The organism is Chryseobacterium contaminans (genome assembly GCF_001684955.1).
GTDB lineage: Bacteria > Bacteroidota > Bacteroidia > Flavobacteriales > Weeksellaceae > Chryseobacterium > Chryseobacterium contaminans.
Window position 1 is genome coordinate 1 of sequence record NZ_MAYF01000357.1, and the last position, 15,541, is coordinate 15,541.

Consider the following 15,541-nt stretch of genomic DNA (forward strand, 5'->3'; position numbering starts at 1 on the left):
GAAAGATAATGGGATATTCATTAAGTTCAAATATGAACACTGAAAATGTTGCAAAAGCTTTAAAAATGGCAATAAAAAATAGAAGTTCAAGTGATCCATTAATCCATCATTCAGACAGAGGTTTGCAATATTGCTCTGGTTACTACCAGAAAATACTGAATAAGAATGAAATCAAACCGTCAATGACTGATGGTTATGATTGCTATCAAAATGCACTGGCAGAAAGGATTAATGGAATATTGAAACAAGAATTCCTTTTTTATAGAACAAAGAATATGAAAGATCTAAGCTCATTAGTAAAAGAAAGTATTTATCTTTATAATACTAAAAGACCACATTTAAGCCTTAATATGCAAACTCCAGATAAAGTGCATAAAAAATCCGAAGAAATAAAACATCTCTCCGGATCAAATATTGTTTAATTTATGTCAACCTATTTTAGGACGACTCATTCGTAAAAAACTAATAATATACGAAATGCAGTTTTTAAAGAAAAACTACCTTGTAATTTTATTTTTTATCATCATAGGAGTTATTACTTACGACTACTTTTTTAGGCAGGATTTCAAGAAAAACTATCTGAAAAACGGGGAATATGCTATCGGTACAACTCATTAAATTAAACCATATGGAAGAGGTACTGGTTATCATTATCTGTACACATTTAAGGTCGATGATAAAGAGTATAAAGGTCGATGTGATGGAAAGATGCCTTTTTCTAAAGGGCCACAAAATCTGAATAAAAGATTTCTAGTATTATATTTAAAGAATAACATTCATAACAATGTCCTTTATACAACAATCCCTGTAAATGACAGTATAAAAAATAGTTCAGAATTAGATAAATGGGTTTTGAACCACCCGGAAATTAAACCTAACTGGATTCAATTCCCGGTACCGGTTTTTTCTTTGAAAATTACTTTTAGAATAATAAACCTGCTATCAATTGTCTATGTGCTATATAGTTTAAAAAAGGCTTTAATTTTAAGCACATAGATTTTTATGAATAAATAAAATTATTCGCGCGTTTATGACAATAATCTGCTCAATCAGCCAAATCTGCGAGAGCATCTATCCACACTCAATTTTATCGAAGATAAAATCCTCGCGCCTTAAAGCAGCAGATATTAAAAAAATTGCATCTTTGTGAATTCCAACAAACGCATATTTAATTATTTTGTTTTGCCGGCAATGACAGAAGGAATATTTGACTTGTAATTAAACTTTTTACTAACTTTAACTGATGAAAAAAATATCTGTCATATTTATTCTGCCGGATCTAGAAACCGGGGGCGCAGAAAGGATAGTTACCACTATAGCAAATCATCTTTCCAGGGATCGTTTTGAGCCTAAGATTTTGCTGTTACGTAAGCAGGGTGGATATTTAAATTTCCTGAAAAAAGATGTTGAAATCATCGATATCAATACAGAAAGAATCAGGCATTCTCTGAAACCTATTTTAGGAGAGATCTACAGAAGGAAACCTGATATTGTATTTTCAGGATTTGGAGAAGTAAATGCTTATTTGTCTCTGTTTATCAAGCTTTTCCCAAGAACAAAATTCATTGCCAGGGAAACGAATGTAGTGACTCAGCATGTTACGAGAAAGGAAATCAAATTTTTCTATAATTTTTATAATAATTACCAGAAAATCATTGCACAAAGTGACGATATGATGAAAGATCTGGTTGATAATTTTAACATCAAGAAGAAAAAAATTGTCAAGATCAATAATCCTGTGGACTTTGATTTTATTAATGAAAAGCTGAGTGTTGCTTTAAAACCAGAAGGGTTCAAATACAACTATAAAAATGTTGTGGCCATTGGTAATTTATCAGCCAGAAAAGGTTTTGATAACCTGTTAAAAGTGTTTTCAAGGCTTAAAAGTGAAAACATTATGCTTCATATTCTGGGTGATGGAAAAGACAGGGAAGTTCTGCTTCAGATGAAAGAGTTTCTAGGATTAAAAAATGTTATTTTCCATGGCAGACAGGAAAATCCTTACCAGTTTCTAAAGTATGCGGATTTGTTTATCCTTTCTTCAAGATATGAAGGTTTCCCCAATGTACTTCTGGAAGCCGGAGCTTGCGGAACTTACTCGCTGGCCAATAATTGTCCGGGAGGGATTAATGAGATCATTCAGCATAATGTGAACGGCGAAATTGCAAATATTGAGAATTATGATGATTTTGCACAGCAGATTATTAAAGTGACGCATGAGAATTATAATCGTGATGCTATTAAGAATTCCATTAAATCCAGATTTTCAAAGAATATTATATTAGATAAATACGAAAAGGTATTATTGGACCTAATCTATAAAAAATAATCAATACCACTAAGGATTATGATAAGAACAGCCATATGTATTGCTTCCATACTGATTTCTGTAACAGCAATGGCTCAAAAAAGCCCGATAGCCAGAAAAGAATTGTTGAAAGCTTCAATGAATCAGAAAGTTACTGTTGCTGAAGTTCAGGAAATAACAATGGAAGGAGGGCAGACAGCTCCCAGGCATTTGCATCCTTGCCCTGTCATAGGAATTATAAAATCTGGAGAGGCTGTCTTCCAGATAGAAGGGGAAGAAAGTATCGTGCTTCATGAAGGAGATGCTTTTTATGAACCCAAAAATGTTAATATCCTTCATTTTGATAATGCTTCAAAAGAAAAACCACTGGTTTTTACGGCTACCTATTTGAAAGAAGGACATGAAGAAAATATCCGGTTTTTAAATAAATAAGTCTTACAATTGGTACAAATTGTTTTGATGTTTGGTTTGCCCATTCACACTTCAAAATCAATTACTTAATATGGTATTGGAAGGAATTGCTTTTTCGGGGATCGCTATTGCATTGATGTGTATCGCTTTACTGCTTTCCAAAAAGAAAAAGGTTTCTTCTGATCATTATCTTATCGTTTGGCTGTTGATTGGTATTGCTAATCTCACATACTATTTATTTCCATCCCTATTTCCTGAAATATTACAGTCCTTCGGTTTTGCCCTTCCGGTGTTGAGTATGGGAATGCTTTATTTGTATGTTATTTCCATTACTTTTAATATTCAGTTTCGCTTAAGTAGCTTAATCAGGCATTCTTTATTTTTTATCATTTACAGCTTGATTTTTATTGTGATTTCAACATTTTATAGCCGGATTGAATTTAAAAACAGCATCCCTTTCTTTATTGAAGAACATCACAATAGGATGTTGAATTTATTGACCTTTCCAATGGCTGCTGTGCCTGTCATATATATTATTTTATGCTTTCTGGCGTTAAGAAAATATCAGAATATGCTCGCTGAATATTATTCTGCTCTTGAAAAGATCAATCTTAACTGGCTGAAGTATATTATTATTTCCTTAATTATCCTTTTTATTGGAGTTTTCTGCATGATTGCATTAGGAACACGAACGGATGTGATTCCTTTTGATAAGATCTTTCAAACGGTTGCTGTAGTACAAAGCGGATATTTATTCTGTATTGTATTCTTTAGTTTAAGGCAAAGCATAGTTTTCAATCAGCAGGGAACTCTTGACGCAGCTATGGTCGTGAAACAACAATCGAAAACCAATGTTCAAAATAGAAACAGTTCCGATGCTATTTCTCAAAAGCTTTTAGAATTCATGAAAACAGACCAGCCTTATCTTGATGAAGAGCTAAGCCTGCAAAAATTATCTTTATTAATGAATATTTCTACCCATCAGCTTTCTCAGGTAATTAATCAGGAGCTTAATACCAATTTTTATAAGTTCGTAAATGCTTATAGAGTAGAAGAGGTTAAGAGAAAACTGAGAGATTCCGAATTTGAAAAATATTCAATCTTAGGAATTGCTTTTGAATCTGGTTTTAATTCAAAGTCTACTTTCAATAAGATCTTTAAGGAAGAAACAGGAATTACTCCATCTGAATTTAAGAAGTCCGGATCTGTTGGAAAAGAGTCCTAACCGATCATTTAGGACGATTAGTCTTATGTTTTATGGGATTTTTGCCATCAAAAAACTATGGACACACCTCTTCATTTAAGTAACATTATTGCTCATGTCATCAGTGGAACTATTGCATTAATAATCGGATTTCTGATTCTGTTCAAAACAAAAGGCACTCTTTTACACATAAAACTCGGGTACTTATTTGTGTACTGTATGATTGTTGTGGTAACAACCGGAGCCTTCGGGGTTATTGTATTTAAAAGAAACCTGTTTCTATTATTGATTACCATTTTGGCTGCCTACAACACGTATTCCGGATTCAGGATTTTGAAAGAAAAATCAAACCGCTTTTATGTAAAAGACCTTTTGGCAATGTTGGGAGCTTTAGCCATTGCTCTGGTGTTTATATATTATCTTAAATTCATCGGCTTTTACTGGAATCCAATGGTTATTTATTCTGGTGTAGGATATTTGTTACTGGTGGTTTCATATGATGTTTTCCGTTATTGTATTCCGGCATCCCAATATGGTAATCTGTGGCGCTATGAGCATTCCAGTAAAATGATAAGTGCTATGGGAGCACTTTTATCTGCTTTTATCGGAACTATTTTGCCGGATTATAAGCCCTATAGCCAGATTCTTCCGTCTTTGTTAATGATCTTGATTATGATTTTTTTTAACGTTAAAATTTATATCCGATTGAAAAAACAAGATGTCAGATTAAGTGAATAAAAAACTTTGTAAGCAGAAAGAATCTCTTGCTTGATGTGTATTGTTGATTCTGATTTCAGGTTAATCGGTTTTTAGTACTTTTGTGCTTCAAATAAGAAATACAATGAAAATGATTCCTAAAATAGGATGCGCTTGTGAAAAACCAGATCATAATTATACTGAATACAGAAGTTCGGAAGTAGGGATAGATCATACGAACGGAAGATATGGAGAAGTAAGCATTCAGCAATGCAAGCTATGCCAGAGAATATGGGTACATTATTTTGTTGAATATGAGCATTATTCTAAATCAGGAAGATGGTACAAAGGAATCGTTTCAAAAAAAGACCGTTCACAGATCACTCCGGAAAATGCAGCAGAATATCTTGAAAGTCTTGAGTGGTATGTTTATGGAGGTTCATTTTTTGACAGTATAGTAACCATCGGGCAAGGCAGATTACAGCTAGATTGATAGCCGCGTTAAGGTATTTAATTTTTTTTGATCTCAAAATTGATAAAACTCACTTTGGTGCTTGGTAATTTATACGTAAATTTGTGAGAATTAAGATAGATAATAATAAACAAATTCATAAAATAACATGAGTCAATTCGATGTTACCGTAATAGGTTCTGGTCCTGGTGGTTATGTAGCTGCGATCCGTGCAGCGCAGTTAGGTTTCAAAACAGCAATTATTGAAAAATATTCAACTTTAGGCGGAACTTGTCTTAACGTTGGATGTATTCCGTCAAAAGCACTTCTTGACAGCTCTGAGCATTTCGAAAATGCAAAACACAATTTTGCAGGTCACGGAATCATCATCAACGAGCCTCAGGCGGATATCGCAAGAATGATTGAACGTAAAAACGAAGTGATTAAGCAGAATACAGATGGAATCAGCTACCTGATGAACAAAAATCAAATTACGGTTTTTGAAGGAGTAGGAAGCTTTGAATCTGCAACTCAGATCAAAATCACTAAAAATGACGGTTCTTCTGAAACTATTGAATCTAAATATACCATCATTGCAACTGGTTCTAAACCATCTACTTTACCTTTCATTTCCCTTGATAAAGAAAGAATAATCACTTCTACTGAAGCTTTAAACCTTAAGGAAATTCCTAAGCATTTAGTAGTAATCGGAGGTGGGGTTATCGGTCTTGAATTAGGATCTGTATACTTAAGATTAGGAGCTCAGGTAACTGTAGTTGAGTTCATGGATAAAATCATTCCTGGAATGGATGGAGCTTTAAGTAAAGAATTAACTAAGGTTCTTAAAAAACAAGGTATGAAGTTTATGCTTTCTACAGCAGTTTCTGCAGTGGAGAGAAACGGAGATACTGTAAAGATCACCGCTAAAGATAAAAAAGGAGAAGAAGTAGTAGTAGAAGGAGACTACTGTTTGGTTTCTGTAGGTAGAAAACCTTATACAGACGGTCTTGGTCTTGAAAAAGCAGGAGTAGAATTAGATGAAAGAGGAAGAGTAAAAGTAAACGACCACCTTCAGACTAATGTTGCTAACATCTACGCAATCGGAGACGTTATCAAAGGTGCGATGCTTGCTCACAAAGCTGAAGAAGAAGGAGTTTTTGTAGCTGAAACTTTGGCTGGACAAAAACCTCACATCAACTATAACTTAATTCCTGGTGTTGTTTATACTTGGCCGGAAGTTGCAGGAGTTGGTAAAACTGAAGAGCAGTTAAAAGAAGAAGGAGTGGCTTACAAAGTGGGTTCTTTCCCAATGAGAGCTTTAGGTAGAAGCCGTGCAAGTGGTGATATCGATGGTCTTGTTAAAATTATTGCAGACGAAAAAACTGACGAAGTTTTAGGAATGCATATCGTGGGAGCAAGAGCTGCTGACCTTATTGCTGAAGGAGTAATCGCAATGGAATTCCGTGCAAGTGCAGAAGATATTGCAAGAAGTTCTCACGCTCACCCAACCTATGCAGAAGCTATTAAAGAAGCTGCTTTGGATGCTACAGCAAAAAGACCTATCCACATGTAATATTTGATTAAAAATATAATCATTTAAATAGTAAAAGAGGAGCAATAGCTCCTCTTTTTTGTATTGTATAATAACAAATGTTTGGTCATTGCGAACCGAGGGTGAAGCAATCTCAATTTTGCAAATATCTTGGAAATCACAGTGCTGCAATTTTTTGAAACAAATGCTGCTGTAAGGCGATTTTATCTTCGATAAAATTGAATGTTGGATATATTTTTCACGCAGATTTTACAGACGACACAGATTTTTGATCCTATGAATTTATCTACAAGATGATTTATCTCCTATAATTTTTTCCATAGTTAAATGAATTCATAACTGCTTTTGTCATTCAGAGCGAAACGAAGTATAGCATGGAATCTAAATTTCTCTTGCAGATTCCACAGATATTGAACCCTGCAATGTATCAATTATAAAAAAAATCTGCGAAATCAGCCAGATCTGCGAGAGAACAAATAAGCGGATACCATTAAGTACCCGGAAGATTTACATCACCTTCATCTTATCATAAAATTTCGAATGATTGGGAGCAATATTAAACTGAACCCCAACAGTGATGCCTTTAAAATATTTTTCCTTGTGAATTGGAAAAGCATAACCGGTATTGAGGAATAGCAGATTAAATAATGAAATTCCAATTCTGGGTTCTATAGCATATGGATTGATGGAAGCTCCATATAATAAACCATTATTGATATAATTAATATTGGCCTCCGGAATAAATTTATTGGTTTCATTAATGCGTGTATACAGGATAGAAGGTCCTATAATTACAGATTTATAGTTAGATTCTCCGAATCTGAATTCCAGCCCGGCCTGTAAAACATTCCTCCCTGTATAACGGTAGGCCAGATTCACTGCTGTTTTATCCAATATTTGAGCATTGGCCATCATGATGGATAGAAGAAATGTTACAGCGAAATATTTTCTCATGTTTTTTAGTTTTTTCTATTCAAATGTATAGCTTTTAAAAGCTTTTGTAAAGATAAAAATGATTCTTAAAAGTATTCACTAGGTTATAATCTTCAAATTTCCGTACCTTTGTCAGCTAATTTTATCATCAATGCAACTCGGAAAAACTCAGAATTTACAAATTTCAGAAAAACTCAATTCAGGATGGATCTTAATAGACGAAGAATCCGGAGAAAAAGCTTTTCTTCCTAAAATTTTCATTCGTGAAGAACAGGAAGTGGGAGAATATGTTGAGGTTTTTGTATATCAGGATGATGATAAACTGAAAGCTACTACTGAAATCCCGTTGGCAGAAGTAGGTGAATTTGCAGTAATGAGCTGTGTACAGAGCCTTCCAAGCGGTGCTTTTATGGATTGGGGAATTATTAAAGATTTATTTGTTCCATACAAACAACAGAAAACCAAGATTATTGAAGGTAAGAGATATCTTGTTTATCTTTATGTAGATGAGGATATGGAACTGATTACCGGAACCACCAAGTTCAAGAGAAATCCTCAATATCAGGATCTTCCCTTCAAAAAAGGAGATAAGGTAGATCTTATTATGATGAATGAAAGTGAACTGGGATGGAATGTGGTCATCAATAAAAAATATATTGGTTTGATATATGCTTCTGATGTTTTCAAGAAGCTGTATCCGTTGTCTGAAGAGAAAGGATACATTAAAGCGATTCGTGAAGACGGAAAAATAGATGTTTCCCTACAGCCGGAAGGATTTGAAAACATTGATGAGTTCAAACAAAAGATTTTAGACAAGCTGGAAGAGAATTACGGACTTCTGTATGTCTCCGATAAATCTACTCCTGAAGAAATCAAAGATGAGCTTCAGATGAGTAAAAAGAATTTTAAGAAAGCCATCGGAGGACTCTATAAAGATAAGATCATCGATATTTCAGATGACAAAATAAAATTATTATAAAATAAAAAAAGAGCAGAATTTTCTGCTCTTTTTTTTATTGCTCTATTTCTGAATCCTTTTATAACAAGATTTTCAGAGTATATTTCCTAATATTATTCAATCTTGAAATTCCAAACTTTATTGCTAAAATATGATGTAAATCATAACAATTATGTTTAATTTTTTTGTTTAACAATTTTGTCAAAAACAAAATTCCTTTTAAATTTGCACAAATTTGTTTAACAAAAATGTCAAATCAAGCAAAAAAAGACCAAACACAGGAATTGATCAAGGAGACAGCGAAGAAATTATTCTTTGTGAAAGGAAAATTTGATGCTACTACGCAGGAGATCGCCGATGAAGCAGGAGTGAATAGAACCCTTATTAATTATTATTTCCGGTCAAGAGACAAACTGATTCAGATCATCTTTGATGAAGCACAGAAAGTAGAGCAGGAAAAATCAAAGATCATTCAGAATTCGGATCTTCCCTTCAAGGAGAAGATCAGCAAGTTTATAGAAAGCAGTCTTTCTACGAGCCTTCAATATCCGTATCTGGAAACTTATATTGTTTCACAGATCAATAAAGGAACTTGTCATCACAGAGAAATTGAAGAAGATATTTTAGATAAGTTATATGAAGATATTAAAAAGGAAATGGAATTGGGAAATATTGAAAAAATGGCTCCCGTACAGTTTATTCTGAATATGGTTTCTTTATTGGTATTTCCGAGTGCCATAAGACCATTATTTATGGAGAATCTTCTGATTAATGACGAGGAATATGATAAGATCATTTCGGAGAGAAAAGAGATTATCATCAATATGTTATTTAAAAATTAAAAAATCTAAAGTATTTCTTAAAACGATTCGTCAGTTAGAAATAAAAGCAAGAATAAGAATTAAAAAAATAAACGAAGTATAAAATTATGAAAAGAAAACGTATAACTGCTAAAAAGCTAAAGATTGGGATAGCTGCAGCATTTATGATTTTCGGTTTTTCATCGGTGTCTGCCCAGCAGCAGGTTTCTCTGCAGGAAGCAATAAAACAGGCACTCCAGAATAAGGCAGAGGCTAAAAAAGCTGCCTTACAGGTTAAAAAAGCCGAATATAAAATTGATGAGGCTAAAGCCGGAGCCCTTCCACAGATCAGTGTTGCCGGAGGAGTTTCTTATAACCCAATTATTCAGGAAACTGTAGTAGAGATCATGGGCCAGCGAAACATTTTCAAAATGGGGCAGCCGTGGAATTCCAGCATTTCCGCTTCATTGAATCAGGCTTTGTTTGATCAGAGAGTGTTCATTGGCTTGAAGGCTGCAAAGTCTACCAGAGAATTTTATGTACTGAACTCTCAGTTAACCAATGAACAGATCATTGTGAATGTTGCCACAGCATATTACAATGTATTTGTACAGGAAGAGAACCTGAAAACATTGGAAACAAGCTATGCCAATACTGAAAAAGTAAGAAATATTATTAAAAGTCTGGTAGATAATGGCTTGGCAAAACCAATTGATCTTGACAGAACCAATGTTCAGCTTACAAATATCGCTTCCAATAAGCAAAAGCTTATCAATGGAGTAGAGCTTTCCAAAAATGCTCTGAAGTTTTATATGGGGATTCCTATAGATTCTCAGATTGAGCTGGAAGAAAAAACCATAGAACCAAGACCGGAGCTTATTGCAGGGCAAATTAACCTAGATAACAGATCCGAAGTAAAAGTTCTTAAAAAGCAAATGGAGCTTTTACAATTCAATAAAAAAGCTACTGAAGCATTCCTTTACCCTACAGTAAGCCTTCAGGCTAATTACGGATGGTACGGAATGGGAACAAAATTCCCTTGGTTCAATGGATTAAATAATGGCGTAAACTGGAGTGATGCAGCATCAGTAGGATTAAACGTAAATATTCCGATTTTTACGGGTGGAGCTACCAAATCTAAGATCCAGCAGGCAGAAATTGATATCCAGGACCTTAATCAGGATATTGAAAACACTCAGCTAAGCCTGAATTTAGATTATAAAAATGCAACTACCAATATGGAAAATGCTTTAATCAATATTCAGAGTATGAAGGATAATGTGGCACTGGCAGAAAAAGTACAGGCAAATACACAATCCAACTATCAATACGGTTTAGCAACACTTACAGATCTATTGGATACAGATAATTCATTAACAGAAGCCAAGCAAAACTATGCCAATGCCTTGCTAGATTACAAGCAGGCTGAAATTCAGTTGATGAAAGCAAAAGGAGAATTAAACACATTACAAAACCCATAATAAGCAATGAAAAAAACTTTAATATATATCATCGTAGCAGCTGTACTGGTTGGGTTGGCAGCTTACAAGATTGCAGGTAACAAAGAGAAACAGACTCAGGAAGTAAGGGAGGTTGCCAAGCAGGTAGATAAAATCAATGTAAACATCGTAACTGTTGCAAGAGAGAATATCGATACAGATTACTCAGCCAACGGTACTTTCATTCCTAAACAGGAAATGAACCAGTCTTCTGAAATTTCAGGACGTATTGTGAGCGTTTTGGTGAAAGAAGGTTCAAGAGTAGGAGCGGGGCAGGTTTTAGCAACCATTAAAAGAGATGCTATCGAAGTTGACGTTACTCAGGCTCAAAATAACTTACAGAATGCTATTATTGATAACCAACGTTACGAAAACGCATACAAAACAGGTGGGGTTACCAAACAACAGCTTGACAACTCAAGACTACAGCTGAAAAATATGCAGGCTGCTGTGAGAGCACAAGGTGTTAAAGTAAATGATACAAGCATTCGTGCAGGAATCAGCGGTACCATCAACAAAAAAATGGTTGAGCCGGGAACAGTAGTTTCTCCTGGAACAGCAATGTTTGAGATCGTTAACATCAACAGCTTAAAACTTTCTGTTTTAGTGGATGAAAGCCAGATCGGAAAAATCCAGTTAGGTCAGGAAGTTCCCATTAAAGTAAATGTTTTACCGGAAGATTCTTTCGTAGGTAGAATTACATTTATCGCTCCTAAAAGTGATGCTTCTTTGAATTTCCCGGTTGAAATTGAAGTTCAGAACAGAGGAAACTTAAAAGCAGGGATGTATGCAACGGCTACCTTTAAAACAAACCATGGGGCAGAAACTCAGAATATGCTGACAGTTCCTGCAGAAGCGTTTGTAAACGGAGTAAGTTCAGGACAGCTATTTGTTGTTCAGAATGGTGTTGCTAAATTGATTAAAGTAACTGTTGGAAAAGTTTACGGAGACAAAGTACAGGTACTAAGCGGACTGAATGGTGGTGAGCAAGTGGTAACCAGCGGACAGATCAACCTGGACAACGGATCTAAAGTGAACATTATAAAGTAAACGATATATGAAGTTAGCAGAAATATCGATTAAAAGACCCTCGTTGGTAATTGTATTATTTACAATTCTGACGCTGGGAGGTATCCTGAGCTATACGCTCATGGGATACGAATTGATTCCGAAGTTTGAAACCAACATGGTAACCATTTCCACGGTGTATCCGGGAGCTTCCCCTGCAGAGGTGGAAACCTCCGTTACCCGAAAGATTGAGGATGCCGTAGGATCTTTGGAAAACGTAAAAAAAGTAGAATCTTCTTCATATGAAAGTTTATCCGTGATCATGGTTCAGCTGAACAATGGTGCCGATGTAGATTTTGCATTGAATGATGCTCAGAGAAAGGTAAACGCTATCCTGGGAGACCTTCCGGATGACGTAAAAGCCCCTTCACTGAATAAATTCTCACTAGATGACTTACCAATTATCACGATGAGTATTTCATCTGATAAATTAAACAGTAAAGATCTTTACGACTTACTGGATAAAAAGATTGAACCTATTTTCTCCCGTGTAAACGGAGTTGCTCAGGTTGACCTTGTGGGTGGACAGGAGAGAGAGATCCAGGTGAATCTTGATGAGAAGAAATTGCAGGGATACGGACTTTCTATTGGAGATGTTCAGCAGGCAATCCTTTCTTCAAACTTAGATTTCCCTACAGGTAGCTTAAAAACAAGAACTACTAAATCTACGATCAGATTATCAGGAAAATATAAGTCTATTGAGGAAATGAACAACCTTGTCGTTTCCAACAAGAATGGAGCACAGGTTCGTTTATCTGATATCGCAACCGTTTTCGACTCTCAGAAAGATGTTGAAAAAGTAGCGAGATTCAACCAGTTCCCGACAATCTTAATGCAGGTGAAAAAGCAGTCTGATGCGAACGCGGTAGCTGTGTCTGAAAGTGTTCAGAAAACCATTCAAACTGTAGAAGAAGCATACAAAGTTCAGGGAGTAAAAGTAAAAATCGTAAACGATACTACAGAATTTACCCTTGAATCAGCTAACCACGTAATTTTCGACTTATTCTTAGCGATCATCCTTGTGGCCATTGTGATGCTATTGTTCCTTCACAGTATCAGAAATGCATTCATCGTAATGGTATCTATCCCGGCTTCATTGGTGGCAGCGTTCATCGGAATGAACCTGATGGGATATACTTTGAACTTGATGAGTTTACTAGGTCTATCGCTTGTGGTAGGTATCCTGGTGGATGACGCGATCGTGGTACTGGAGAACATCTACCGTCACATGGAGATGGGTAAAAGCAAGATCAGAGCGGCATATGACGGAGCATCAGAAATTGGATTTACTGTTGCAGCGATTACATTGGTAATTGTAGTGGTATTCTTACCGATTGCAATGAGTTCAGGGCTTGTAGCGAACATCCTGGCACAGTTCTGCGTCACGGTGGTTATTGCAACTTTACTTTCGTTATTGGCTTCATTTACCATCATTCCTTGGTTATCATCAAGATTCGGGAAACTGGAGCACTTAACAGGTAAAAACTGGTTTGAGAAATTCATCCTTTGGTTTGAAGGGTTAATCGACAAATTCACACACTGGATCACAGATATCCTTGAATGGTGTCTGAAAACAACGTTAAGAAGAATTTCTACGGTTGTGATTACATTCATTATTCTGATCAGTTCATTCTCGTTAGTTATCTTCGGATTTATCGGAGGAGAATTCTTCCCGCCGATTGACCGTGGTCAGTTCTTAGTACAGATGGAGCTTTCAAAAGATGCTACCGTTGAAAAAACCAACCAATTAACCTTAGAGGTTGAGAAGTTCTTAAGAAACGATAAAGACGTTGTAGACTTAATTACAACGGTTGGACAGCAGTCTACAGGTTTTGGAGGTGCTCAGGCAACAACTTACCAATCTGAGGTCCAGGTTAACCTAACAGACAAATCTGAGCGTTCTGAAAGTACCAACATCAAGGCTGCAAAAGTAAAAAGAGCCTTAGAAGAGAAATTTACAGGAGTTGAGTTTAAAACCGCTCCAATCGGTATCATGGGGGCGGAAAATGCTCCAATTGAAATGGTAGTAACAGCTCCGGATAATGCAACGGCTGTAAAAGAAGCAACCAGAATCCTTGAGTTATTGAAAAAAGTTCCTGGAGCAGTAGATGCAGAATTATCAACTGACTCTGGTAACCCGGAAGTTCAGGTGAATATCGACAGAGATAAAATGGCTTCTCTGGGCTTAAATCTTTCAAGTGTAGGACAGACAATGCAGACTGCATTTAACGGGAATACAGATGGAAAATTCAGAGCAGGAGAGTACGAATATGACATTAACATCCGTTTCGGAGATTTGAACAGACAATCTATTGACGATGTTAAAAACCTTATGTTTACAAACCCTCAGGGGCAGCAGGTTCGTTTAAGCCAGTTTGCTGAAGTAAAAATGGGTTCAGGGCCAAGTTTGCTTGAACGTAGAGATAAATCTCCTTCGGTAAAAGTAAGAGCTAAAGCAGTAGGTAGACCGGTTGGGGACGTAGCAAACGAATGGGCTGCTAAGTTCATGAATGAGAAAAAACCTATCGGTGTAGATTATATCTGGAGTGGGGATATGGAGAACCAGCAGGAAGGTTTCGGTACTTTAGGAATCGCGTTATTAGCGGCTATCGTATTGGTATATCTTGTAATGGTATCATTGTATGACAGTTTCGTATATCCTTTCGTGGTATTGTTCTCTATTCCGTTGGCGATGATCGGGGTAATGGTAATCCTTGCCTTAACCGCTAACTCACTGAACATCTTTACGATGCTGGGGATGATTATGTTGATCGGATTGGTAGCGAAGAACGCGATTATGATCGTTGACTTTACTAATGCAAGAAAAGCAGCGGGAGCAACCACTCATGATGCGTTAATTCAGGCTAACCACGCCCGTCTTCGTCCGATCCTGATGACAACCATTGCGATGATCTTCGGTATGTTACCGATCGCATTGGCAACAGGGGCCGGAGCTGAGATGAACAAAGGTCTTGCATGGGTAGTAATCGGTGGTCTTACATCGTCTCTATTCCTTACCTTGATTATTGTACCGGTAGTATACTCTCTATTTGACTCTATCCTGAGAAGAATGGGTAAAGACAATAAAGTAGACTACGAAGCTGAAATGAAGGCAGATTATGTACACAGAGAATTAAATGAAGATGGTTTTACACCTAAGCATTTAGACAAATAAAAATATCATATACCTTTAATTAATCGAAAGCGCCTCAGATTTTCTGAGGCGCTTTTTTGTTTGGCCACTAATGCACGAATAATTTATACTTTGGAAAAAATACTTGTTGTTAAATGATTTACTATTTTTGATAATACACTCATCCTTGTCATTCCAACGAAGGAGGAAAAAATTTAACACCTAAGATTTTTTAGAACCAAACTTTATGCATAATAGTTAAGTACCCCTAAGTTTAATGAAAATCTTTGATTTTCATCTTAAGTGAACTTTTCTGCAGAATTATTTTAAACTTACTGTGAACTAAAGTGTTTTAAAAGAAAGTTTTTGTGGTTATGTAAAGTTTAAACAACTTTAATAATAAAAAAGACTTCCGGAATGCACCGGAAGCCTTTCATAGCTGTACTATGTATTGAAAATGAGTAATGGGTAGTACAACCGTATTTAATCTGAACATTTTTTAATACCTATTCTTTAATGATTTTAGAC

Annotated in this window: 13 protein-coding genes; 12 read left to right on the top strand and 1 reads right to left on the bottom strand. The window is 35.8% G+C overall.

Translation table 11 applies throughout. The annotated features are described in order from the left end of the window. The 7 genes from BBH99_RS21055 to lpdA all read left to right on the top strand — a co-directional run. Positions 1–422 (top strand): integrase core domain-containing protein (locus BBH99_RS21055; protein WP_165601866.1); only part of this gene is annotated, 422 nt, incomplete at its 5' end. Between the two features lie 821 nt (positions 423–1,243). Then, positions 1,244–2,329 carry a glycosyltransferase gene (locus tag BBH99_RS21060; RefSeq protein WP_066700326.1) on the top strand — a complete coding sequence of 362 codons (1,086 nt, stop codon included), beginning with the start codon at positions 1,244–1,246 and terminating at the stop codon, positions 2,327–2,329. An 18-nt stretch (positions 2,330–2,347) separates the two neighbouring features. Continuing rightward, positions 2,348–2,740 (top strand): cupin domain-containing protein, encoded by a 393-nt coding sequence (locus tag BBH99_RS21065; protein WP_066700328.1) that lies wholly within the window; start codon positions 2,348–2,350, stop codon positions 2,738–2,740. 70 nt (positions 2,741–2,810) lie between these two features. After that, on the top strand, positions 2,811–3,944 hold the full coding sequence (locus BBH99_RS21070; RefSeq protein WP_066700330.1) for a helix-turn-helix domain-containing protein: 1,134 nt from the start codon (positions 2,811–2,813) through the stop codon (positions 3,942–3,944). A gap of 57 nt (positions 3,945–4,001) precedes the next feature. Next, positions 4,002–4,661: a DUF2306 domain-containing protein gene (locus BBH99_RS21075; protein ID WP_066700335.1), complete on the top strand. Its 660-nt coding sequence runs from the start codon at positions 4,002–4,004 to the stop codon at positions 4,659–4,661. 109 nt (positions 4,662–4,770) lie between these two features. After that, positions 4,771–5,112 carry a hypothetical protein gene (locus tag BBH99_RS21080; RefSeq protein ID WP_123873234.1) on the top strand — a complete coding sequence of 114 codons (342 nt, stop codon included), beginning with the start codon at positions 4,771–4,773 and terminating at the stop codon, positions 5,110–5,112. A gap of 127 nt (positions 5,113–5,239) precedes the next feature. Further along, on the top strand, positions 5,240–6,643 hold the full coding sequence (lpdA, locus tag BBH99_RS21085) for a dihydrolipoyl dehydrogenase (RefSeq protein ID WP_066700339.1): 1,404 nt from the start codon (positions 5,240–5,242) through the stop codon (positions 6,641–6,643). 486 nt (positions 6,644–7,129) lie between these two features. On the opposite strand, the gene BBH99_RS21090 is transcribed toward lpdA, so the two are convergent. Next, entirely contained in the window at positions 7,130–7,576 is a 447-nt protein-coding gene (locus BBH99_RS21090; RefSeq protein ID WP_066700341.1) for a hypothetical protein, read from the bottom strand. A gap of 130 nt (positions 7,577–7,706) precedes the next feature. On the opposite strand from BBH99_RS21090, the gene BBH99_RS21095 reads away from it, so the two are divergent. From BBH99_RS21095 to BBH99_RS21115, 5 genes are all read left to right on the top strand, one after another. After that, complete coding sequence (locus tag BBH99_RS21095; RefSeq protein WP_066700343.1) at positions 7,707–8,534, top strand: CvfB family protein; 828 nt, start codon at positions 7,707–7,709, stop codon at positions 8,532–8,534. 227 nt (positions 8,535–8,761) lie between these two features. Next, positions 8,762–9,355 carry a TetR/AcrR family transcriptional regulator gene (locus tag BBH99_RS21100; RefSeq protein WP_066700345.1) on the top strand — a complete coding sequence of 198 codons (594 nt, stop codon included), beginning with the start codon at positions 8,762–8,764 and terminating at the stop codon, positions 9,353–9,355. A gap of 86 nt (positions 9,356–9,441) precedes the next feature. Continuing rightward, positions 9,442–10,794 carry a TolC family protein gene (locus BBH99_RS21105; protein ID WP_066700347.1) on the top strand — a complete coding sequence of 451 codons (1,353 nt, stop codon included), beginning with the start codon at positions 9,442–9,444 and terminating at the stop codon, positions 10,792–10,794. A 6-nt stretch (positions 10,795–10,800) separates the two neighbouring features. Beyond that, positions 10,801–11,862 (top strand): efflux RND transporter periplasmic adaptor subunit, encoded by a 1,062-nt coding sequence (locus BBH99_RS21110; RefSeq protein ID WP_066700350.1) that lies wholly within the window; start codon positions 10,801–10,803, stop codon positions 11,860–11,862. Positions 11,863–11,869: 7 nt separating this feature from the next. Next, positions 11,870–15,055, top strand: coding sequence for an efflux RND transporter permease subunit (locus tag BBH99_RS21115; RefSeq protein WP_066700351.1), 3,186 nt, complete (start codon positions 11,870–11,872; stop codon positions 15,053–15,055). The last annotated feature ends 486 nt before the right edge of the window (positions 15,056–15,541 follow it).

What these genes read in the sequence shown, in the direction of transcription:
- BBH99_RS21060 (WP_066700326.1), top strand. Translation starts at nt 1,244, where the DNA reads ATGAAAAAAATATCTGTCATATTTATTCTGCCGGATCTAGAAACCGGG.
- BBH99_RS21065 (WP_066700328.1), top strand. Translation starts at nt 2,348, where the DNA reads ATGATAAGAACAGCCATATGTATTGCTTCCATACTGATTTCTGTAACA.
- BBH99_RS21070 (WP_066700330.1), top strand. Translation starts at nt 2,811, where the DNA reads ATGGTATTGGAAGGAATTGCTTTTTCGGGGATCGCTATTGCATTGATG.
- BBH99_RS21075 (WP_066700335.1), top strand. Translation starts at nt 4,002, where the DNA reads ATGGACACACCTCTTCATTTAAGTAACATTATTGCTCATGTCATCAGT.
- BBH99_RS21080 (WP_123873234.1), top strand. Translation starts at nt 4,771, where the DNA reads ATGATTCCTAAAATAGGATGCGCTTGTGAAAAACCAGATCATAATTAT.
- lpdA (WP_066700339.1), top strand. Translation starts at nt 5,240, where the DNA reads ATGAGTCAATTCGATGTTACCGTAATAGGTTCTGGTCCTGGTGGTTAT.
- BBH99_RS21090 (WP_066700341.1), bottom strand. Translation starts at nt 7,576, where the DNA reads ATGAGAAAATATTTCGCTGTAACATTTCTTCTATCCATCATGATGGCC.
- BBH99_RS21095 (WP_066700343.1), top strand. Translation starts at nt 7,707, where the DNA reads ATGCAACTCGGAAAAACTCAGAATTTACAAATTTCAGAAAAACTCAAT.
- BBH99_RS21100 (WP_066700345.1), top strand. Translation starts at nt 8,762, where the DNA reads ATGTCAAATCAAGCAAAAAAAGACCAAACACAGGAATTGATCAAGGAG.
- BBH99_RS21105 (WP_066700347.1), top strand. Translation starts at nt 9,442, where the DNA reads ATGAAAAGAAAACGTATAACTGCTAAAAAGCTAAAGATTGGGATAGCT.
- BBH99_RS21110 (WP_066700350.1), top strand. Translation starts at nt 10,801, where the DNA reads ATGAAAAAAACTTTAATATATATCATCGTAGCAGCTGTACTGGTTGGG.
- BBH99_RS21115 (WP_066700351.1), top strand. Translation starts at nt 11,870, where the DNA reads ATGAAGTTAGCAGAAATATCGATTAAAAGACCCTCGTTGGTAATTGTA.